The 21,018-nt window shown below is 38.5% G+C and carries 20 protein-coding genes; 1 reads left to right on the top strand and 19 read right to left on the bottom strand.

Annotated elements, in window-relative coordinates:
- Window positions 1-46 precede the first annotated feature (46 nt).
- The 4 genes from cobB to lolC all read right to left on the bottom strand — a co-directional run bounded on the left by cobB (window position 47) and on the right by lolC (window position 4,189).
- The gene (cobB, locus tag GWJ05_RS18210; protein ID WP_036937704.1) at window positions 47-904 is read right to left on the bottom strand and encodes a Sir2 family NAD+-dependent deacetylase; all 858 of its coding nucleotides are present in this window, start codon (window positions 902-904) and stop codon (window positions 47-49) included.
- 84 nt (window positions 905-988) lie between these two features.
- Window positions 989-2,236, bottom strand: coding sequence for a lipoprotein-releasing ABC transporter permease subunit LolE (lolE, locus tag GWJ05_RS18205; RefSeq protein ID WP_087803558.1), 1,248 nt, complete (start codon window positions 2,234-2,236; stop codon window positions 989-991).
- Entirely contained in the window at window positions 2,236-2,946 is a 711-nt protein-coding gene (gene lolD, locus GWJ05_RS18200) for a lipoprotein-releasing ABC transporter ATP-binding protein LolD (RefSeq protein WP_036939053.1), read from the bottom strand. Before lolD ends, lolE begins: the two co-directional genes overlap by 1 nt.
- A gap of 40 nt (window positions 2,947-2,986) precedes the next feature.
- On the bottom strand, window positions 2,987-4,189 hold the full coding sequence (gene lolC, locus GWJ05_RS18195) for a lipoprotein-releasing ABC transporter permease subunit LolC (RefSeq protein WP_087803560.1): 1,203 nt from the start codon (window positions 4,187-4,189) through the stop codon (window positions 2,987-2,989).
- 193 nt (window positions 4,190-4,382) lie between these two features.
- Between lolC and mfd the strand changes: the two genes are divergently transcribed.
- Window positions 4,383-7,826 carry a transcription-repair coupling factor gene (gene mfd, locus GWJ05_RS18190; protein ID WP_036937710.1) on the top strand — a complete coding sequence of 1,148 codons (3,444 nt, stop codon included), beginning with the start codon at window positions 4,383-4,385 and terminating at the stop codon, window positions 7,824-7,826.
- A gap of 87 nt (window positions 7,827-7,913) precedes the next feature.
- Here mfd and umoD read toward each other — a convergent pair whose 3' ends face one another.
- The 15 genes from umoD to acpP all read right to left on the bottom strand — a co-directional run bounded on the left by umoD (window position 7,914) and on the right by acpP (window position 20,960).
- The gene (umoD, locus tag GWJ05_RS18185; protein WP_036937713.1) at window positions 7,914-8,414 is read right to left on the bottom strand and encodes a flagellar biogenesis regulator UmoD; all 501 of its coding nucleotides are present in this window, start codon (window positions 8,412-8,414) and stop codon (window positions 7,914-7,916) included.
- A gap of 841 nt (window positions 8,415-9,255) precedes the next feature.
- Window positions 9,256-10,563 (bottom strand): NAD(P)/FAD-dependent oxidoreductase, encoded by a 1,308-nt coding sequence (locus GWJ05_RS18180; RefSeq protein WP_161681544.1) that lies wholly within the window; start codon window positions 10,561-10,563, stop codon window positions 9,256-9,258.
- Window positions 10,564-11,010: 447 nt separating this feature from the next.
- Window positions 11,011-11,550 carry an alpha/beta hydrolase YcfP gene (ycfP, locus tag GWJ05_RS18175; RefSeq protein ID WP_036937716.1) on the bottom strand — a complete coding sequence of 180 codons (540 nt, stop codon included), beginning with the start codon at window positions 11,548-11,550 and terminating at the stop codon, window positions 11,011-11,013.
- Window positions 11,547-12,566: a beta-N-acetylhexosaminidase gene (gene nagZ / locus GWJ05_RS18170; RefSeq protein WP_036937719.1), complete on the bottom strand. Its 1,020-nt coding sequence runs from the start codon at window positions 12,564-12,566 to the stop codon at window positions 11,547-11,549. Before nagZ ends, ycfP begins: the two co-directional genes overlap by 4 nt.
- A 38-nt stretch (window positions 12,567-12,604) precedes the next feature.
- Window positions 12,605-13,504 (bottom strand): phosphotransferase, encoded by a 900-nt coding sequence (locus GWJ05_RS18165; RefSeq protein WP_161681543.1) that lies wholly within the window; start codon window positions 13,502-13,504, stop codon window positions 12,605-12,607.
- Window positions 13,482-14,063, bottom strand: coding sequence for a penicillin-binding protein activator LpoB (locus tag GWJ05_RS18160; RefSeq protein WP_123822024.1), 582 nt, complete (start codon window positions 14,061-14,063; stop codon window positions 13,482-13,484). The genes GWJ05_RS18165 and GWJ05_RS18160 overlap by 23 nt, the downstream gene beginning before the upstream one ends.
- 17 nt (window positions 14,064-14,080) lie before the next feature.
- Window positions 14,081-14,482 (bottom strand): YcfL family protein, encoded by a 402-nt coding sequence (locus GWJ05_RS18155; RefSeq protein ID WP_036937724.1) that lies wholly within the window; start codon window positions 14,480-14,482, stop codon window positions 14,081-14,083.
- A 39-nt stretch (window positions 14,483-14,521) separates the two neighbouring features.
- A complete protein-coding gene (hinT, locus tag GWJ05_RS18150; protein ID WP_036937727.1) occupies window positions 14,522-14,872 on the bottom strand; it encodes a purine nucleoside phosphoramidase in 351 nt (116 codons plus the stop codon).
- A gap of 42 nt (window positions 14,873-14,914) precedes the next feature.
- The gene (locus tag GWJ05_RS18145; protein ID WP_036937729.1) at window positions 14,915-15,700 is read right to left on the bottom strand and encodes a metal-dependent hydrolase; all 786 of its coding nucleotides are present in this window, start codon (window positions 15,698-15,700) and stop codon (window positions 14,915-14,917) included.
- A 76-nt stretch (window positions 15,701-15,776) separates the two neighbouring features.
- Window positions 15,777-16,760, bottom strand: coding sequence for a DNA polymerase III subunit delta' (gene holB, locus GWJ05_RS18140; RefSeq protein ID WP_036937733.1), 984 nt, complete (start codon window positions 16,758-16,760; stop codon window positions 15,777-15,779).
- Window positions 16,757-17,404, bottom strand: a complete 648-nt coding sequence (gene tmk / locus GWJ05_RS18135; protein WP_036937735.1) for a dTMP kinase — start codon at window positions 17,402-17,404, stop codon at window positions 16,757-16,759. Before tmk ends, holB begins: the two co-directional genes overlap by 4 nt.
- A 2-nt stretch (window positions 17,405-17,406) precedes the next feature.
- On the bottom strand, window positions 17,407-18,429 hold the full coding sequence (mltG, locus tag GWJ05_RS18130) for an endolytic transglycosylase MltG (protein ID WP_036937738.1): 1,023 nt from the start codon (window positions 18,427-18,429) through the stop codon (window positions 17,407-17,409).
- A 17-nt stretch (window positions 18,430-18,446) separates the two neighbouring features.
- Window positions 18,447-19,274: an aminodeoxychorismate lyase gene (gene pabC / locus GWJ05_RS18125; RefSeq protein ID WP_036937740.1), complete on the bottom strand. Its 828-nt coding sequence runs from the start codon at window positions 19,272-19,274 to the stop codon at window positions 18,447-18,449.
- A gap of 133 nt (window positions 19,275-19,407) precedes the next feature.
- Window positions 19,408-20,649, bottom strand: coding sequence for a beta-ketoacyl-ACP synthase II (gene fabF / locus GWJ05_RS18120; protein ID WP_161681542.1), 1,242 nt, complete (start codon window positions 20,647-20,649; stop codon window positions 19,408-19,410).
- A 74-nt stretch (window positions 20,650-20,723) separates the two neighbouring features.
- The gene (gene acpP, locus GWJ05_RS18115) at window positions 20,724-20,960 is read right to left on the bottom strand and encodes an acyl carrier protein (protein ID WP_004247087.1); all 237 of its coding nucleotides are present in this window, start codon (window positions 20,958-20,960) and stop codon (window positions 20,724-20,726) included.
- Window positions 20,961-21,018: the final 58 nt, after the last annotated feature.

Here is a 21,018-nt window from a genome sequence, read left to right as displayed (position 1 = left end):
CCCTAAGATCTCTCTAAGAACAATAATAGGGAACTCTATAAAATAATTATTGCGTCAAATCAGCTTTAGGATCATTAATTAATTCAAACAATTTATGAACATATTCATCAACAACCTGACTTGCTGGTCCATAATGTTTCTCTTCAAACTGGCTTTCAACTAAACTAGGTTCAAGATTTAACTCAACAGTATGCGCTCCCGTCAGTTTTGCTTCATGAACAAAACCGGCAGCAGGATAGACATTACCTGAAGTCCCAATAGAGATAAAAATATCAGCCTCAGCCAAAGCACGATAAATATCATCCATACCAATAGGCATTTCACCAAACCAGACGATATGCGGACGTAGTGGCGATGGAAACTGGCAACAATGACAGTGATCTGTGATGTCTAAATCACCTTTCCATTCAAAAACTTGGCGGGATTGTGGGCAACGAACTTTTAACAATTCACCATGCATATGCAAAATATGCTGACTACCCGCTTTTTCATGTAAATTATCAATATTTTGTGTTACAAGAAGAAAGTGATCTTTACCTAAGCGTTGCTCAAGTTTCGCTAATGCATAATGTGCTTCATTCGGTTGAATTGTAGGTTGTTGCAATTGGCGCCGGCGTTCATTATAAAACTGCTGAACCAATTGCGGATTGCGTTGATAACCTTCAGGTGTTGCAACATCTTCAACGCGATGTTCTTCCCACAATCCATCTTCTGAACGAAATGTTTTAATTCCTGATTCAGCTGAAATGCCAGCCCCTGTTAATACGACAACTTTGGGTAAATTCATTTCATGTTCCGTTTTATGGGTGAGATGAAAATAACGACAACGTGAATGTTGTCTACGTAAACTTTTAATCTTACGAAACTTCCTAAGCCGACGATGACGAAGTTTAAGTTTCATCATTACAATCCTTGGTTTTCAAGTTTAAATATCGCGTTTCTAACTTCACTATTTTAAGTGTTTTTTCTTCTTTGTATGTCAATAAACTTATTGTCCACTTAAAATTCTTGCAGGATCTAGTTTAGTGGCTCGACGAGCTGGATACCAACTTGCTATCAGACTTAAGATCACAGTAGTGATAAATACAGAAAAAACATCCATCAAATGCACTTCTGAAGGGAGAAAATCGACAAAATAAACATCACCTGAAAGTACACTATGCCCTGTTAATGATTCAATAACAGAGACTAAAGGTGTCAAATTGTAAGCCACTGCTACACCAAAAATAACACCGGCAATACAACCAATCATGCCTGATAATAAGCCGTACCATAAAAAGATATTACGAATATGGCTATCTCGTGCACCTAGTGTACGTAAAATAGCAATATCACTGCTTTTATCTCTTACTGCCATAATTAACGTTGAAACAATATTAAAACAAGCCACACCAATCACTAAAATCATGGATAAATACATAATGCTGCGGATCATTTGAATATCACTATACATATAGCCATAGTCACTTATCCAACTTTTCGCATAAACATACTCTTTGCTGTTTAAACCCGCATTATGGATGATTTCATTAGCCAAAAATGGATCAACTGTTTTCACTTCAATCCCTGTAATGCCTTGTCCATAATCCATATATTGCTGAGCATCAGCTAAAGGCACTAACGCTAATTGGTGATCAAGCATACCACTCAGTTTAAATATGCCACTCACTTGTAAACGGATACGTTTAGGCTGTAATAGCTTAGTAGGATCATCATTATTCGGGATTAATACCGTTAACCAATCACCCTGTTTTATTTTTAATGCGTCTGCAACACCTTGCCCAACAATAATTTGTTGCTTGCCTGCACGAAAATCTTGCCATGCATTATTTTGTACATAACGAGGCAATAAGCTGATATCACTTTGTTTTTCAGGGGATACTCCCATAACACTCACTGCTTTTAGTTCAGTTCCTTTCTCTAATAATCCCGTTAATAAGATATACGGTGCAGCGGCAACAACACCTGGAGTGCTTTCAATCCGAGGTAATGCCGATTGCCATTGTACAAATGGCTGTTCAACAGAATAAATTTGACCATGAGGGACGACAGATAAAATACGGTTTTTTAATTCGCGTTCAAATCCATTCATAGCACTTAAACCGATAATTAAAACGGCAACACCAAGCATAATACCCAATGTTGAAATAACCGAGATTAACGAAACCATTCCCGCACGTTTTCGCCCTCTTGAAAAACGTAAAGCGGTCACTAATGCAAGTGGCAATTGCGCCATTATTTCACTCCTGAAATCGCGTTTTGTGGCTGTAATTGACCATCTTTCATTTCTAGTTGACGCTGAAAACGAGCCGCCAGTGATAAATCATGCGTCACTACCAGAAAAGCGGTTTGCTTTTCTTTATTTAACTTAATCAATAGCTCGAAAATCCCTTCGGCATTTTTCTGATCAAGGTTGCCTGTTGGCTCGTCTGCAAGTACCAATGCCGGATCATTAACTAATGCTCTTGCAATCGCAACACGTTGTCTTTCACCACCTGAAAGCTCTGAAGGACGATGATGAGCGCGCGCTTTTAAACCGACGGCTTCAAGTAAAGACATCGCTTTCTCTTTCGCTTTTGCCACGTTAATCCCACCAATCATTAATGGCATTGCCACATTTTCAAGGGCAGTGAAATCAGGTAATAAGTGGTGAAATTGATAAATAAAACCCAGTTGTGTATTACGCAAGTCGGCTTTTTCTGAGGAAGATAATGTATTGAGCGACAGCCCCTCAAAGAAGACTTCGCCCGATGTAGGTGAATCTAAACCACCCAATAGATGCAATAAGGTACTTTTACCTGAACCGGAGCTACCCACGATAGCTAAAAAATCACCTTTTTCCATTTTAAATGAAACCGATTTCAGTACTTGCGTTGAAATTGTACCATCTTGGTATTGTTTACACAGGGCGTGACAATCCAATAAACAATTCTTGTCAATTTGCATGTTTTTTTCTGATGCCATTGGCTGTTTATTAATAGAAGAATTACTCATAACGTAGCGCCTCTGCTGGCTGAATAGTCGCGGCCCGCCAAGACGGGTATAAAGTGGATAAAAGGGAAATCACAATAGCGGCAAAGCCAATCATAAATACCCGTCCCCAATCAAGCGTGGCAGGTAATTCGACGCCTTGTGGAATAAGTCCTACCGCTGGCATAATGGTATTTAACTGGCTTGAGAGCAATGCCCCTAGAAGCCCCCCCGCAACAGCACCTAGTATGCCAGCCCCAGCACCTTGCAACATAAAAATGGACATAATCTGAGAACGTTTTAACCCCATGGTTTGCAAAATAGCCACTTCCCCTTGTTTTTCCATAACTAATAAAGAAAGTGAGGTAATAATATTAAAAGCAGCTACAGCAATAATTAAGCTTAATAATAATCCCATCATATTTTTTTCCATTTTAACTGCCTGGAAAAATTCACCTTTACGTTCACGCCAATCTTTCCAACTTAAATTTTTAGCTAAAGGCTGAGTACTGTATTTTTCAATATTGAGAGGATCAGAAAAGAAAAGACGCCACCCAGTAATATTTCCTGGTTGATAACGCATTAAACGTGCCGCATCTTGTTGATTAACTAAAATTTGAGAGGCGTCAGCATCTCCACCACTTTGGAAAATACCTTTAACAGTAAATAATCGTTGACTGGGTAATCTTCCCATCGGGGTTAGTTGGCTTACACTTGGCACAATCAGGCGAATTTTATCCCCTTCTTTTGCTTTCAATTGTTTAGCTAAGCCACTTCCTAAGATCACACCATATTCACCCGATTTAAGCATAGAGAAATCACCATAACGAATATATTTTGTTAATGGCTCATCTTGTGCTTTCTCAATCCCTAACATAACGCCAACACTGATATTGTCTTTACTTTGCAAAACAACATCACTTTCTACTAAAGGAACAACGTTTATGATACCTTCTCGCGTCAGTAAATTTTCGGCTATATTTGATTGTCGGGGTAGTTGCCCGTTAGGTGATGTCACTATGGCTTGTGGAAGATAAGCAAGAATACTTTCTTGCAATGAACGTTCAAAGCCATTCATAACAGAAGTCACAGTGATAAGCGCTGCGACACCTAACATGATCCCTAAAGCAGATAGCCATGAGACGAAGCGACCGAACTTATCGACCGCGCGACCCCGCATATAACGGAGCCCTATATAAAATGAGACAGAATTGTACATGAAATCTGTGCTGTTCCTGTTGCTAATGCGAAGTGTTCAGGGATAATAAAGGGTAGTCTTACTGAATGGAACCACTCTATTCCCAAACTGTGGTTTTTCTTTTATCTTAACCTGCCCGCCAGTTTAAGCTTTAGCGAGTACGCTGAAGATGTGTTGGGAGTTAACTACAACAAAGAGTTCACATTACACGCTTATGTCCTCAGAATATCGTTATCAACTTCCTATAAAACAAGGGGATACTCGCCAGCTCGGTCAACTGACTGGTGCCGCTTGTGCTCTAGAATGTGCAGAGATCATCAAACGTCATTCTGGATTAGTCGTTCTTGTTACTCGTGACATGCAAAATGCATTACGTTTACAAGATGAAATCCGTCAGTTTTGTGATTATCCAGTAGAGACATTATCGGATTGGGAAACTCTGCCTTATGACAGTTTTTCACCTCACCAAGAAATTATCTCAAACCGTCTTTCTACGCTATACCGTATTCCATCACTTCTCAAGGGAATTTTAATCTTACCCGTCAATACGTTAATGCAGAAAGTCTGCCCTACGGATTATCTCGCAAGTCATGCGTTGGTAATGCAAAAAGGAGAGATACTTTCTCGTGATAATTTGCGTAAAACACTCGATGAAGCAGGATATCGCCATGTAGAGCAAGTATTAGAGCATGGAGAATATGCAACACGTGGTGCATTGCTTGATTTATTTCCTATGGGAAGTGAATTCCCTTATCGTATTGATTTTTTCGATGATGAAATTGATAGCCTGCGTACTTTTGATGTCGATACTCAAAGAACATTAATAGAAGTGGAGCAAATCAATTTATTGCCTGCACATGAATTCCCAACTGATGCCAATGCAATTGAGCTCTTTCGTAGTCAGTGGCGTGAGCGCTTCGATGTAAGACGTGATCCTGAACATATTTATCAACAAGTCAGTAAACACATACTGCCAACTGGGATTGAATATTGGCAATCACTATTTTTTGAACAGCCTTTATCTAACTTATTTGCTTATTTTCCCCAAAACACCCTAATAGTGACGCAAGATCTACAAGATTTCGCTGATAAATTCTGGCAAGACATCAACCAACGTTTTGAAAGTCGTCGCGTTGATCCAATGCGGCCTTTGCTCCCTCCTGATGATATTTGGCTCAATGTTGATAAGTTTAATCAAGCGCTCAAACAGTGGCCACGAATTCAACTTAAAACAGACACGTTGCCAGAAAAAGCAGGACAAACTAATTTAGGTTATCAACCACTTCCTGATTTATCGATTAACGCGCAAAGTAAATCTCCTTTAGATAATCTGCGTCGATTCCAAGAGCAATTTTCAGGTAGTATTATTTTCTCTGTTGAGAGTGAAGGCCGACGCGAAACAGTACAAGAACTATTATCACGTATAAAAATAGCCCCAAAACAGATCGTTGAGTTATCAGATGCCCAAGAAAAAGGGGCTTATTTTATTATTGGCGCAGCTGAACACGGCTTTATTGATAGCCATCGCCAATTAGCCTTGATCTGTGAAAGCGATATGTTGGGTGAACGTATTAATCGTCGCCGTCAAGACAATCGCAGAGCAATTAATACCGATACCTTAATTCGTAACCTTGCCGAATTAAGTATTGGTCAGCCTGTTGTGCATCTTCAACACGGTGTTGGACGCTATCAAGGTATGACAACCTTAGAAGCAGGTGGCGTAAAAGCAGAATACCTAATGTTAGGTTACGCAGGTAACGACAAACTTTATGTTCCTGTTTCATCATTACATTTAATCAGTCGTTATTCTGGTGGTGCTGATGAAAATGCCCCTTTACACAAATTAGGGGGGGATGCGTGGGTAAGAGCGCGTCAAAAAGCGGCTGAAAAAGTCCGTGATGTTGCGGCAGAGCTGTTAGATGTTTATGCGCAACGCGAAATAAAAACAGGCTTTGCCTTTAAAATGGATAAAGAGCAGTATCACGCGTTCCGACAAAGTTTCCCTTTTGAAACTACTCCCGATCAAGAAATAGCAATCAACGCCGTATTAAGTGATATGTGCCAGGCCATTTCAATGGATAGATTAGTCTGTGGTGATGTGGGTTTTGGTAAAACAGAAGTGGCAATGCGCGCAGCATTCCTTGCGGTTAACAATAATAAACAAGTTGCGATTTTAGTACCAACCACTCTATTAGCTCAGCAACATTTCGATAATTTTCGCGATCGTTTCGCCAATTGGCCCGTTAATATTGAGATGATTTCGCGTTTTCGTAGCGCAAAAGAACAGCAACAAATCACAGAGAAACTGGCTGAAGGTACTATTGATATTGTCATTGGTACACACAAATTATTACAACCGAGTATTCACTGGAAAGATTTAGGGCTACTCATTGTTGATGAAGAGCATCGCTTTGGCGTTCGTCACAAAGAACGGATTAAAGCTATGCGTGCTAATGTAGATATTTTGACACTAACAGCAACCCCAATTCCTCGTACATTAAATATGGCCATGAGTGGTATGCGTGATCTTTCTATTATCGCAACACCACCCGCACGCCGTTTATCCGTAAAAACCTTTGTACGGGAATATGATGATTTAGTGGTACGCGAAGCTATCTTGCGTGAAACATTACGTGGTGGACAAGTTTATTACTTGTATAACGATGTTGAAAATATCGAAAAAGCGCGTGAGAGACTGGCTACACTCGTTCCTGAGGCTCGTATTGGGATTGGGCATGGGCAAATGCGTGAACGTGAACTTGAGCGAGTGATGAATGATTTCCATCATCAGCGTTTTAATGTGTTACTTTGCACTACCATCATCGAAACAGGTATTGATATACCAAGTGCAAATACCATTATTATTGAGCGAGCCGATCACTTTGGTTTAGCGCAATTACATCAGTTACGTGGTCGTGTAGGTCGTTCTCATCACCAAGCTTATGCTTATTTGTTAACGCCACATCCTAAAGCCATGACAAAAGATGCTCATAAACGTTTAGAGGCGATTGCTTCACTGGAAGATCTAGGTGCTGGTTTTGCGTTGGCTACTCACGATTTGGAAATTCGGGGTGCGGGCGAGTTACTCGGAGAAGAACAAAGTGGCCAAATGAATACGGTAGGCTTCTCTCTTTATATGGAATTGCTAGAAAGCGCCATAGAAGCACTAAAAGAAGGCAGAGAGCCATCACTTGAAGATCTCACCAATCAGCAAACTGAAATTGAATTAAGAATGCCAGTTTTATTACCAGATGATTACATTCCAGATGTAAATGTCAGACTCTCATTCTATAAACGAATTGCAAGTGCGGTTGATTTAAATGAACTTAATGATTTAAGAGCAGAATTGATTGATAGATTTGGTAAATTGCCTGATGCTGGTCGTTATTTATTGCGTAATGCCGCTATTCGTTTAAATGCAATGAGCTTAGGTATTACACGTATTGAAGCGCATGATAAAGGCGGGTTTATTGAATTCGGTGAGAAGAACAAGGTTGATCCGAGCTATTTAATTAGCTTACTCCAAGAACAACCCGCTGTTTTTCGCTTAGACGGCCCATCTAAATTGAAGTTTATTACTAATTTAGCTGAACGTGAAAAACGACTCACTTTCATTGATGATATGTTAAGTGCATTTGATGATCATAAGATAAAATAGCAGTCGAATTCACCGCTATTTAAGTCAATAAAAAGGCGTGATGAAGGAATAAAGCCTCTTCATTTACGCCTTTTTATATTATTAGTATTAGTTTGTACGGCAAGGAACTTTTTCATTCATTGAACAATAAGGTTCTTGTGCCAAAATCAGCCTGCCATCAGCATCTAAAGCAATAACTTCGCCAGGCTTAAAGGTAGTGCGCACTTTACCTGGTGTTCCATCAATAGTGTAAAGCACATCATAGCCCACAATTCTGCGCTCTTGTCGATAAATCGGAATACATTCTTTGAATTGAGGATAAGGAAAATTTGCAATATTACTGTTATTAAGTGCTTCAATCATATAAAACACGCGACATTCTTGCTCTGCCGGATGAAATCGTGACAATTTTTCTGGAGTAAAAGGCGTTGGTAAACCGATTCGATGACAATACTCTTCTGTCACAAAAACCGTTGATTTAATCGGTGTAGCGGAAACGACATGAGCGAATTGAGGCTGGGGAAATACCCACCTCCATACAATAAATGAAAGAATAGCTAATACAACGACTAGTCCTATCAGTGTGTACTTTCTGACATCAACACTCACTTTTACCCCTTTTTATTTGTTTTGTCCTTAATTGCTACAGATGCTCAATAAAAAGCCACTATTTTACGATAACTGGCTAATTTATTTATTATTCAATAAATGAATTCTCTATCTGACAGCTTAATTCAACATCCATGCTGATTAACATAATAAGTAAACTACGTATTTATGACATGTTAAATACACCACTTATTTCTGTTTTAATTACTTAATTAAATAAATCCTCATCATATTTTTAAGCATTATCTATTATATTAAGAGAGTTCTTAATTTATTTTCGTGAAAAAATTTAAACCGTTATACTATTTATAATACATCATTATGATAACACGAGGTTAACAATTGTTGCTTAAAAATAAGTGATAATTCATATTTAAAAATCTATTTTTAAGATTTATGAAAATATTTCATTGAATTAAATTTTAATAAAAATAACATGTTAAGCTTATACTAATGCTTTTCACTTATTGTGTTTTAAATGCAAATCAGAGAAATACCATAACACTTTATTTGATAAATTAATGAATTAAACATCATTTTTTATTTAAGAAAAGTCTTAAATAATTTAGCATAATAATCAAAAATAGATCTTATCTTTAATATTACTCATTAACCTTAATGATAAAATTATATTTACCATTGTCTTATTGAGCTTTAGTGTTATTCGTTATTTTTGATATAAACAGATAAATCATCTAGTCATTTATGCTAAGATTATTTATCTTATTTAGATATTCTAATTTAATTATTTAATTTAAAAGAAAAAATAGATAAAAAACCCTCATATAATACGAGGGTTTAAAAAGATAACTTTTGTCTTATCAGAAAAGCAAAAGATAAATCAATGAAGTTTTAGCTTGGGTCTAATCACTCGATTGATAGAACCAACCAACATCATAAGCCCTGTTTTGATGTAACCATGTAACGCAATTTGATGCATCCGATATAAAGAGATGTAAACAATACGAGCGATCCGTCCTTCGATCATCATGTCACCTTTCATCAAATTTCCCATTAAACTCCCTACCGTACTGAATTTAGATAGAGAAACTAATGAACCGTGATCGGTAAATACATAATCTTTTAATGGTTTTTCTTTTAACATTGCTAAAATATTACTGTAACAACGGCTTGCCATTTGATGTGCTGATTGTGCCCTTGGTGGAACAAAACCACCTTCTTTTCTAGGGCAAGATGCGCAATCACCGATAGCAAAAATAGACTCATCGACGGTCGTTTGTAAGGTTGGTTTTACAACTAATTGATTAATGCGATTAGTTTCTAGGCCTGCAATATCTTTCATAAAATCAGGTGCTTTAATACCAGCCGCCCACACCATTAAGTCAGCATCAATATGCTCACCTTCTTTTGTGTTTAATCCGCCTTCATCTGCACTTGTGACCATTGTTTTGGTCATAACTCGTACACCTAATTTTGTTAACTCATGATGTGCTGCGCTCGAAATACGCACAGGTAATGCAGGAAGAATACGCTCTCCCGCTTCAACTAAAGTAATATTTAACGCTGATGGCGCTAATTTTTTTAATCCATAACTATTTAGCTGGCGTACTGCATTATGTAATTCAGCAGAAAGTTCAACCCCTGTAGCTCCCCCACCAACAATAGCGATATTCACTTTACGATCTTCGGCTTGTGCATTGGCGTCAGCTGAATATTTTAAGAATAAATTCAGCATTTCATTATGAAAACGATGTGCTTGTTGTGGGCTATCTAAGAAAATACAGTTTTCTTTAATGCCTAGTGTACCAAAATCATTCGATTTACTGCCTAATGCCATAACTAAAATATCATAATCAAGCGTACGTTCGGGGACGAGTAATTCTTGGTCTTCATCATAGATAGCCGCTAATGTAATATTTTTTTGTTCGCGATCAAGTCCGGTGAGTGAACCTAATTGAAAATTGAAATGATGGTTATAGCCGTGTGCTAAATAACTTAACGCATCAACGCCATCATCTAAAGAGCCTGTAGCCACTTCATGTAATAATGGTTTCCATAGATGGCTATTATTACGATCAACTAAGGTGATTTCGGCTTTTTTGCTGCGACCTAATTTATTGCCTAATTTAGTCGCAAGTTCTAAGCCACCCGCGCCACCACCGACAATAATAATTTTTGTTAATGACATTTAACGTCACTCCATAAAGATATTTACTGTTGTTATTTAAATAGCCTTAGTGAAATCTACTTATATAACGACAGTTAAATCGTTTCGGCTGCTATTTTTGTTTTCAAACAAGTTAATTGGAAAGATGGTCATACCAAAGTTGATTTATATCAAAAATAGTTGAATATTCATATCTCTTTTTTGAAAAAATCGAGAGCAATGCGCCTTTTTCTGATTAATAAACAACTAAAAAAAACATTAAGACTAAATTTTTTAAATAAATACAAACTATTAAGGATAAAAAGTGAAGTTAAAGCGATGAAAACAGAATGTGATGAGCAGATAATGAACAGGTCATCTTAAGCCAATTGCACTAAAGCCAAAAGGGACAAGAAGAGATAAAAATATTATGCGGGAGACAATAAAAATGGATGGAAAACCCACCCATTTTTGGAAACAATTTTAGTCTTAAATTTTGCTATTAAACGCTTTAATTTTAAACAGATGCTCAGAAAGACTTTTAAATTTATGCGTCTGGACTTCATCCCAAATCACAGTGTAATAAGGTGATAATTCATCAGCAGAGCGCTGGTTATCTAAAATCTCATCATTGCGGGATAATATCACTAATGCATTGTCTTTGTTCTTAGAACGAAAATCTTTAATACATTTCGTTGCGATATCTAAATATTCTTCAGGTCTATCGATTTTATCTGTCATGTTTTCGTAAGGAAAAAGATTAGGGTTAATCATTACCTGACGAATATTACATAAGAAACCAATACGTTCTGCCCAATATCCCCCTAATCCAACACCGCAAATTAATACGGGCTCTTTAGTGGATTTAATCACTTTATCCGTTTCTTTCAGCAAATGTTGCATATCATGACGAGGATGCAAGGTGCTGTAACTGAGAAAACGAACATCAGGATCAATAAACTGTAGCTGTAAAACCTTCTCATGATTTCCAGGACTTGTGGAATCAAAACCATGTAAATATATAATCATGCGCGCTCCTGCCATTGCTCCTGTAATTGGGTCAGCAACTGATTCGCTTTTTTCCAACGATCAGAGGTTTGTAGCTCACTCAATGTGTAACGACCTCGGTGATGGTACAATGTGGAAATGCGTTCTGCTTTGACTGAGGACAGGTTATCTAACACACTCACTGCCCCTTTTCTGTTATTACACACTAAAAGCATATCACAACCCGCATCAAGGGAGCGCTGTGCTCTTTCTGCGTAACTTCCCATTATAGCAGCACCTTCCATAGATAAATCATCAGAGAAAATAACACCTTGGAAGCCGAGTTGTTCACGTAAAATTGATTTCAACCAGTAGGATGAGCCACTCGCTGGACGTTCATCAACTTGAGAATAGATAACATGAGCTGGCATAATTGCATCTAACAATTGACGCTGAATAAAATCTTTAAAAATTGACATATCACGTTGGCGAATATCATTTAAAGAGCGATCGTCACGCGGAGTTTCTTTGTGAGAGTCAGCTCTTACAGCACCATGCCCCGGGAAATGTTTACCTGTTGATTTCATGCCTGCAGAACGCATGCCTTTAATGAAACTTTCTGCCATTGTCATGGCAATTTCAGGAGAATCATGGAAAGAGCGCTCCCCTATCGCAATGCAGTTATGGCCTAAATCGAGGACAGGCGCAAAACTAATATCAATATCCATAGCAATCATTTCGGATGCCATTAACCATCCCGCTTCTTGTGCTAAATGACTCGCTTGATAGCTTTCATTTAATGCTGCATAGGATTGTGCCGCAGGTATCCGTGTAAAACCATCTCGGAAACGTTGTACTCGCCCACCTTCTTGGTCAACGGCAATCACCAGACGTTCATGAGATGCATCACGAATTTGGCGAACTAATTCATTTAATTGTTCTGCATCGTGGAAGTTGCGGGTAAAAAGGATTAATCCACCGACAAGAGGATGCTTTAAAATTTCACGCTCTTCACTATCGAGTTCATATCCTTCAACATCAAGCATTACTGGACCCATAACATTCCTCTCTTTGTAATTGTGACAAGATAATGTCTTTAATTCGTCAGACTAAAATAGCGACGTAAAGGTTCAGACATCATTAAAAATGATCCATCTTTTGTTTGTTGCCAACGGACTTCATACCACATTAGCATCATATAAAAAATGAATGATTCCCTTGAAAGAATACGTGCTCTTAATTCTCTGACAGAATAAGAGTCAGCCTCTTTCTGCTCTGTATAATGACAATGATACGAACAATAATAATCCAAAAATGCCATTTGTTGCGTTTCATTCAGTTGATTTGTGGCAAAGAACGTCATTAATGAATCAGCTGTATCAATATCTGCAGCATATTCCCAATCAATAAATTTTATACCTGAATCACTAAGAAGAATATTCTCAACATGCAAATCCATGTGAGCTGGCGCGTATTTTATGAGATTACATCGAGGTTGGCGTAAAAAATATTGTTGTAAACGTAGCCATTTAGCAGATAACCGTTTTCTATCGACTCTTTGCCAATAAAGGGATAACTCATGATTTAAGTCAAGAGGAAAGCCTAACGGAGTTTGTTGATGTAACGTTGCTACTTTTTCCGCTAATGGCTTCAAATAAGTACTAAAAAGAGATTGATGAGAAAGGTGTTCGCCGGGTAACCAATGAAGAAAAAACCATTCTCCATAGCATGTTGCAACTTTAGGTGATAAATCAGAGTCTGAAAGCTGTTTTAGAATGGCATACTCTTTTCTTCCGTGTACATAAAGTCCTTTTCTTTCATCCCCATAGTAGCGAGCAATCAAATCAATATCAGCATATTGAACACGAAAAGAGCCACCTCCCAACCCCGTTAATGCTGTTATTCTCCATTGACTTAATGCCGTTGCAGGAAAAAGCCTTTGCAAGGCATTAAGCAAACTTAAGTCATACTGATCACTCAATCTTATTGCGTCCATTCCAAAGAATTTCGCCAGAAGAAACCGACATTAACTGCATGCTAATAACGCGGTTATCTTTTTTGCCATCAACTGTTGAGAATAAAATATAATCTGCTTTTAAATGACGAGCTAATCCAATTGCGGCACTACGAAGACCTAAACGGTCTTCTCCTGATAAACCAAGCGCTTTTCGAGCTGACATCATTTGCGTATAAGGCACAGTTTGTAACGCACTAATACTATTAACAGATTCTATAATTGTATTGGTTGCATTTACCGCTTGGATGTTTCCGCCAGAGTTATTTTTGACATTATCAATAACGATTAACTTACCCGCTTCTAAGTCATCAGTGACTGCCATTTCTCTAATTAAAGGTGTTACCACCGCGCTCCAATTAATACGGGTGATCTTTGGTGGTGTCGGCACCACTTCAATCGGTGGTTCTATTGGTTTAGGTGGCTCAACAGGCTCAGTCGGTGTAACCGGCTCTACTGGTACAGGCGGTTGTTGTGGCAACATAGACGGACAACCTGCTAATAAAAACACAGCGATCGCCACAAATAAAAGTCTTTTCATACTCGCGTTACCTTATCCTAAGTAAAGAGATAAACTCTGACATAACTAATGGTTTTATCTGGAACATCGGCGCTAATTTCAGTATCTCCATCACCAAGAATAGTCACATCATTTACATGTCCAGCAGGAGATACTTCAAGTCCTTGTTCGTTATACCAGTAAAAGCGATAGCGAATTGAAACAGGATACGATTGTGTATTCGACAGCATAACAGTCGCTCTTGTACCGTTAGCATGGTGTTCAAGGGTTGGTTGTCCCGCAACAATCCCCACAACTAAGACAGAAGGTTCCATAATAATGGCCTGTTGACGATTAAAATAGAGTTTATTATCTGAATGAGATGATAAACACCCAGAGAGCAATGTCGTCATACACATAACGATAAGTAACGAGTAAATAGCCTTACCTTGTCTTATCATGTATTACTTCCTGTTATTTCGCTTTTAGTATCATGTCGATTATTGGCTTAATAATGGCCCTAATGGTCTGCCACCCAATAAATGCATGTGAATATGGAAAACTTCTTGCCCACCATGTTTATTACAATTCATCACTAGGCGATAACCATCTTCTGCAATACCTTCTTGTTGAGCAATTTTAGCGGCAACAACAAATAGGTGTCCTAACACTTGTTCATCTTCAACTGTAACATCATTTACTGTAGGAATAAGTTTATTAGGAATAATCAAAATATGTGTGGGTGCTTGAGGCGAAATATCACGAAATGCAGTGACAGTCTCATCTTGAAAAACGATGTTAGCGGGAATTTCACCACGAATAATTTTACTGAAAATTGTTTCTTCTGCCATTTCCATCACCTTAATTATTTGTTTTAATCCCTGATTAATCAATTAAGCAGGTAAGTTTTGAATATGAAAGAGCTTAGCAAAATTGCGCGTTGTTTGTAGCGCTAACTCTTCAACACTCACCCCTTTTAATACAGCCATATATTCTGCAACATCACGGACATAAGCAGGTTGATTTTCTTTTCCGCGATGAGGAACTGGTGCTAAATAAGGGGAATCTGTTTCAACTAAAATTCTATCAAGAGGGACAATACGTGCAGCCTCCCTAATTTGTTCCGCATTCCTAAATGTCACAATGCCTGAAAAAGAGATGTACATTCCAAGATCAAGTAATGCAGTTGCGGTTTCTTTATCTTCAGTAAAACAATGCAACACACCGCCACACTCTTGCACTTTTTCTTCTTTTAAAATCGATAACGTATCTTCACGAGCACTGCGTGTATGCACGATTACAGGTTTGTTGACTTGTCGGCCAATGCGAATATGTTCACGAAAAATATCACGTTGCAATGCTGCATTTTCTTGTTGGTAATAGTAATCTAACCCCGTTTCGCCTAAAGCAACTACATCAGGCGCAACCGCTAAGCGCGCGAGCTCTTCAACATCATGACCTTCATCTAAATTCAAGGGATGAATACCACAAGAGAATGCAATATTGTCACGTTTGCCAATAAGTTCACGCATCTTTTTGAACCCCGGTAACGTTGTTGCTACAGCTAACATATATTGAACATCACGCTGCTGTGCTTTTTCGACAACATCATCAATATTTTTGTGTAGTTTTTCATAATCTAAGCTGTCGAGATGGCAGTGTGAATCAACTAAAAACATAACTTACTCTCATTTATCTGATATAACTTATAGGTGTTTCTATTACAGCTAAATCACAATTAATTTTATGTAGCTATTAATGTTGTGTGACTAACTGATTTTCCCAATCTAGCAGTTGTTCTGCCAATAATAATTCTTTATTTAAGGCTGGAATGGTCATTAACTGATAACGACATTGTTTCCATCCATCAATAATGGTTAACAAGATATTTGAAGACCATTGTGATAACGCCATAATTAAAGGTTGTTGATCTTGGTTAATACAATAGCCTTGTGCATTCGTTTGATACTTTAAAGCATCAAGTAAAAGCGATAACAACCAATACAAGCGACGCTCTGCATTATCTTGATTTAGTTGTGGAAGAAATCCAAATAAATCACGTTGTTGCAAACTCGAATATAACACTTGGCAAAAAGTCTCTCTTTCTTGCCATTCTTCTTTCAGTAATGAGAGTGCTGCTATTGGTGCATTCTGCGATAAATTTAACGCAGTTACACTATTAGCATAAGGTACATTCGGTAGCTGTTGTTGTATCCAATATGATGCATGTTGATGATCAGGAGCCACTAAATGGTAATAAAAACAGCGGCTACGCAATGTGGCTAATAAAACTTCAGGTTGCTGACAATTAAGTAAAAAATACGTATTTTTAGGCGGTTCTTCCAACGTTTTTAATAATGCATTTGCAGCCGCTTCAGTTAACGCTTCAACCTCTTTGATCCACACAACTCTTGCACCACTTTGTTGAGCATGCTGCTCTAGTTTTTCTGTCACTTTTCTAACGGCTTCCACACCAATAGATGTCTTACCCTTTTCACTTTGTAAAAGGTGCCAATCCGGGTGTGTTTCGGCAAGCATCAAGCGACAACTGTGGCACTCATTACAGCTTTTTAATCCCTGTTTATTCTGACACATTAACCAACGACTTAATCCATAAGAAAGCGCGTCTGCTCCCATGCCTTCGATCGCATGTAAAAGCAGAGCATGATGGCCACGCTCTTCTTGATACATGCTAATAAGTTGCCGATATGCCTGATTTAGCCAAGGATACCAATTCATAATGCTTTATTTTCCTGCTGAGCTAGCCATGTAGTCAGTGTTTGGCGGATATCGGCTTGAACTTTCTCGATAGTTTGAGATGCATCTATTGTAATAATAGAATCGTCACCTTGAGCCAATGCTTGATACCGTTCACGAGTGCGATAAAAGAAGTCCATTGACTCTTTTTCAATCCGATCTAACTCCCCCCTAGCTCGCGCCCTTGCAAGTCCAATGGCGGGATCTAAATCAAGATATAACGTTAAATCAGGACGAAAGTCGGCAAGAACCGTATTGCGAAGTGATAGCATGAGATCTTTATCTAAACCACGTCCACCACCTTGATAGGCTTGGGAAGAGAGATCATGTCGATCGCCAATCACCCATTTACCTTCTGCTAATGCTGGTTTTATCACATTTTCAACAAGCTGAACACGCGCTGCGTATAGCATTAACAGTTCTGCTTTATCTGTCACTTTTTCGCCTTCGATTCCTTGCTTAATAAGTTCACGTAGTTTTTCAGCAAGAGGCGTGCCTCCTGGTTCACGGGTAAAGACTAAGTTGGTGATATTTTTTTCTTTTAATGTATTAACAACGGTTTGAATTGCACTGGTTTTTCCCGCGCCTTCTAATCCTTCAATTACAATAAATTTACTGTTGTTCATAATTATCTTTGTTGTAAGCGTCGATATTGTGCGACGGCTTTATTATGTTCATTGAGTGTGGTTGAAAATTTATGACCACCCGTTCCATCTGCAACAAAATAGAGATAACGCGTATCCGCTGGATGTGCAGCGGCTCTGATTGAGGCGACCCCTGGCATCGCAATTGGTGTTGGTGGCAATCCATCAATTTGATACGTGTTATAAGGGGTATAACCATTTAAATCACTACGATAAATCGTACCTCGATATTTATCACCTAAACCATAAATTACAGTAGGATCGGTCTGTAATCGCATATTGGCTTTTAATCGATTAATAAATACAGACGCGACCTTTGTTCTTTCAGCCTCAATCCCCGTCTCTTTTTCAATAATTGATGCCATGATAAGCATTTCATAAGCTGATTTATACGGTAGACCTCTATCTCGTTTAATCCACTCTTCTTCTAATGTTTTTTCCATTTGTTGATAGGCGCGTTTTAAAATTGCGACATCTGTCGTACCCGCTGTGTAATGGTATGTATCTGGTGCAAACCAACCTTCTAGGTTAGCCATCTCGGGTTTTATCCCTATCTCTTCACGTAATTTATCGCTATCCATTGTATGTGCAATAGTCGTAAGTTGGGGGGCTTGCTCAAAAATAGACTGCCAATCTTTTAAACGACTCCCTTCAATAAAACGGATGGTAAATTGGGCTTCTTTACCACTGTTGATCAGCAACAAAACATCACGCAAAGACATACCTTTTGTTAAACGATATGTACCTGCTTTAAATTGACTAAGCTCTGGTTTTATTTTTAGTAAAACTTGAAAATAATCGCCTTTGTTGAGTAGATTATTTTTTATAAGCAGTTGTTCCATGGCAACGCGCCCTGTTCCTGCTGGCACTGTGAGTAGCATTTCATCTTGCTTTACAACAACATTTTCTTCTAAAGCACGAAGATGTTGCATCATATACAACGCAATTGCACCGATACTAATTAGTAAGGCAAAAAAAACTATCCATACTATTTTTTTTATCTTCATTTATAACTCATCAAGTTCTATTTAAGTGACAAACAGTGTTGTAAAACAACATGATAATACTCTCTAGTTGAATACTGATAGCACTTATCATCCGAAAAAGTGATACGTGAAACAGGAAGTATCGGCATTAAGCTATTTGTTAACCAAACTTCATCTGCTTGATAAAGGGTTTCCGGTTTCTCTTTTACGATATCAATTTTCCAATTCAGTTTTTTAGCTAATTGAATAATTGATTGACGCATTATGCCCTTTACGCCGGAATCCCTCAGATCCGGTGTGAAAAGTGTATTTCCTTTGCGCCAAAAAAGATTTGCTGCATTTGCTTCAACTAAATATCCCTCATTATCACACACCAAAACATCATCAAATTCTGTTTTTTCTAAATGATGCTTAATAAGAACCTGCTCTAAACGATTTAAGTGTTTAATTCCCGCCAATAGAGGATTTTTTCCTAAAGTAACAGGACTGATGCTAAGTGATATACCTTCACTTTGCTGATGAGAATAATGTGAGGGATAGGATGACAGTGATGTTATAACCGTCGGTGTCATAAATCCATTTGAAGAATAACCACGCCCCCCATAACCGCGACTGATGATAATTTTAATAACACCTTTCGCCTGGGTATCTGAGGCAATATTTATTATGTGATTTTCTAAATCGGGCCAATTGGGATGAGGAAGAAAAAGAGCCTCACAGCCTTCTTTTAAACGGTTAAGGTGTTCGGGTAATAAAAAAGGTTTACCCTGTTCAATCGCAAGAGTAGTAAAGCAACCATCCCCAAACTGTATCGCTCGGTCACTGGCATCTACATTTTGTTGCTGTTGTCCATTTACCCAATGCATCTAACACACCCTACATCTATGTTATTGATATCAACCTGCACATGATAAAGCAACTGGCAGTAAAAGGACAAAATAAAAGACCCAGAATAATCCTGGGCCTTTAAGTATTTTTCAACTTTCTGCAAAAAACGGTTTAAACGCGCTTAAAGAGAATTGAACCATTAGTACCACCAAAGCCGAATGAGTTACACAGAGCATATTCCATGTTCTCAACTTTACGTGCTTTATGTGGAACAAAATCAAGATGACAATTTTCGTCTTGATTATCGAGGTTAATAGTTGGAGGTACGATTTTGTCACGTAGAGAAAGAATAGTAAAGATAGACTCAATAGCTCCAGCAGCGCCTAATAAATGACCTGTCATAGATTTTGTTGAGCTAACTAATACATCTGTGCCTTTACCAAATACGTTTTCTACCGCTTGTGCTTCAGCAACATCGCCTGCATTCGTTGATGTACCATGTGCGTTGATATAACCCACTTCTGATGAGGCAATACCCGCATCTTTCAGTGCATTTGTCATCGCCAGCGCACCGCCTTCGCCATTTTCTGCTGGTGAAGTCATGTGATAAGCATCGCTACTCATCCCAAAACCAACCACTTCAGCATAAATTTTAGCGCCACGGTTTTTAGCATGTTCATATTCTTCAAGAACCAGAACACCAGCACCATCACCTAATACAAAACCATCACGATCTTTATCCCATGGACGGCTAGCCGCTTGAGGATTATCATTACGTGTTGATAATGCACGAACAGCACCAAAGCCACCTAACCCTAATGGTGTGGTTGCTTTTTCGGCACCGCCCGCCAGCATTGCATCAGCATCACCATAAGCGATAATACGTGCAGCATGTCCTATATTATGAACACCTGAAGTACACGCTGTGGCGATAGAGATTGTAGGGCCACGAAGGCCATACATAATGCTTAAATGTCCTGCAACCATGTTAATGATGGTTGAAGGTACAAAAAATGGGCTAATTTTACGAGGACCACCATTCATCATGGATGTATGATTTTCTTCGATAAGGCCTAAGCCACCAATACCAGAACCAATAGCAGCTCCGATACGACTTGCATTGGCTTCTGTTACTTCAAGACCTGAATCCGCAATGGCTTGCACACCGGCTGCAATACCATATTGAATGAAAAGATCCATCTTACGCGCCTCTTTACGCGAAAGATTATAATCTTCATGATTGAAATCTTTTACCAATCCTGCGAATTTAGTCGCATGATGACTGGTGTCAAAATCTTTGATAAGGCCGATACCACTCTGTCCGGCACACACTGCTTCCCAAGAAGCTTCTGCGTTATTACCGACAGGAGATAACATGCCTAGTCCGGTCACAACTACACGACGCTTAGACACGCTTATCCTCCAAGGAGGGAAAAAGTTTAGGATTAAAAATATAGGCGGTCGAGTGACCGCCTAGATTAGCAAGCTTATTTACCTGCGTTTTCAACGTAATCAATAGCAGCTTGAACTGTAGTAATTTTTTCTGCTTCTTCGTCTGGGATTTCGATATCGAATTCTTCTTCCAGAGCCATTACCAGCTCAACTGTGTCAAGAGAATCAGCGCCTAAGTCATCAACAAATGAAGCTGAATTTACAACTTCTTCCTCTTTAACACCCAGTTGTTCAACAATGATTTTCTTAACGCGTTCGTCGATAGTGCTCATACTATTAAATTTCCTATCAAAACTCGCTTGCGCGATGATTTTCTTAGTTTATAAATAC

The organism is Proteus sp. G2626, assembly GCF_009915985.1.
In the GTDB taxonomy this organism is placed as follows: Bacteria; Pseudomonadota; Gammaproteobacteria; order Enterobacterales; family Enterobacteriaceae; genus Proteus; species Proteus vulgaris.
The sequence above is the reverse complement of the archived record's forward strand: the minus strand, read 5'-3'. Positions and strand labels throughout refer to the sequence as shown.

What these genes read in the sequence shown, in the direction of transcription:
- cobB (WP_036937704.1), bottom strand. Translation starts at nt 904, where the DNA reads ATGATGAAACTTAAACTTCGTCATCGTCGGCTTAGGAAGTTTCGTAAG.
- lolE (WP_087803558.1), bottom strand. Translation starts at nt 2,236, where the DNA reads ATGGCGCAATTGCCACTTGCATTAGTGACCGCTTTACGTTTTTCAAGA.
- lolD (WP_036939053.1), bottom strand. Translation starts at nt 2,946, where the DNA reads ATGCAAATTGACAAGAATTGTTTATTGGATTGTCACGCCCTGTGTAAA.
- lolC (WP_087803560.1), bottom strand. Translation starts at nt 4,189, where the DNA reads ATGTACAATTCTGTCTCATTTTATATAGGGCTCCGTTATATGCGGGGT.
- mfd (WP_036937710.1), top strand. Translation starts at nt 4,383, where the DNA reads ATGTCCTCAGAATATCGTTATCAACTTCCTATAAAACAAGGGGATACT.
- GWJ05_RS18180 (WP_161681544.1), bottom strand. Translation starts at nt 10,563, where the DNA reads ATGTCATTAACAAAAATTATTATTGTCGGTGGTGGCGCGGGTGGCTTA.
- ycfP (WP_036937716.1), bottom strand. Translation starts at nt 11,550, where the DNA reads ATGATTATATATTTACATGGTTTTGATTCCACAAGTCCTGGAAATCAT.
- nagZ (WP_036937719.1), bottom strand. Translation starts at nt 12,566, where the DNA reads ATGGGTCCAGTAATGCTTGATGTTGAAGGATATGAACTCGATAGTGAA.
- GWJ05_RS18165 (WP_161681543.1), bottom strand. Translation starts at nt 13,504, where the DNA reads ATGGACGCAATAAGATTGAGTGATCAGTATGACTTAAGTTTGCTTAAT.
- GWJ05_RS18160 (WP_123822024.1), bottom strand. Translation starts at nt 14,063, where the DNA reads ATGAAAAGACTTTTATTTGTGGCGATCGCTGTGTTTTTATTAGCAGGT.
- GWJ05_RS18155 (WP_036937724.1), bottom strand. Translation starts at nt 14,482, where the DNA reads ATGATAAGACAAGGTAAGGCTATTTACTCGTTACTTATCGTTATGTGT.
- hinT (WP_036937727.1), bottom strand. Translation starts at nt 14,872, where the DNA reads ATGGCAGAAGAAACAATTTTCAGTAAAATTATTCGTGGTGAAATTCCC.
- GWJ05_RS18145 (WP_036937729.1), bottom strand. Translation starts at nt 15,700, where the DNA reads ATGTTTTTAGTTGATTCACACTGCCATCTCGACAGCTTAGATTATGAA.
- holB (WP_036937733.1), bottom strand. Translation starts at nt 16,760, where the DNA reads ATGAATTGGTATCCTTGGCTAAATCAGGCATATCGGCAACTTATTAGC.
- tmk (WP_036937735.1), bottom strand. Translation starts at nt 17,404, where the DNA reads ATGAACAACAGTAAATTTATTGTAATTGAAGGATTAGAAGGCGCGGGA.
- mltG (WP_036937738.1), bottom strand. Translation starts at nt 18,429, where the DNA reads ATGAAGATAAAAAAAATAGTATGGATAGTTTTTTTTGCCTTACTAATT.
- pabC (WP_036937740.1), bottom strand. Translation starts at nt 19,274, where the DNA reads ATGCATTGGGTAAATGGACAACAGCAACAAAATGTAGATGCCAGTGAC.
- acpP (WP_004247087.1), bottom strand. Translation starts at nt 20,960, where the DNA reads ATGAGCACTATCGACGAACGCGTTAAGAAAATCATTGTTGAACAACTG.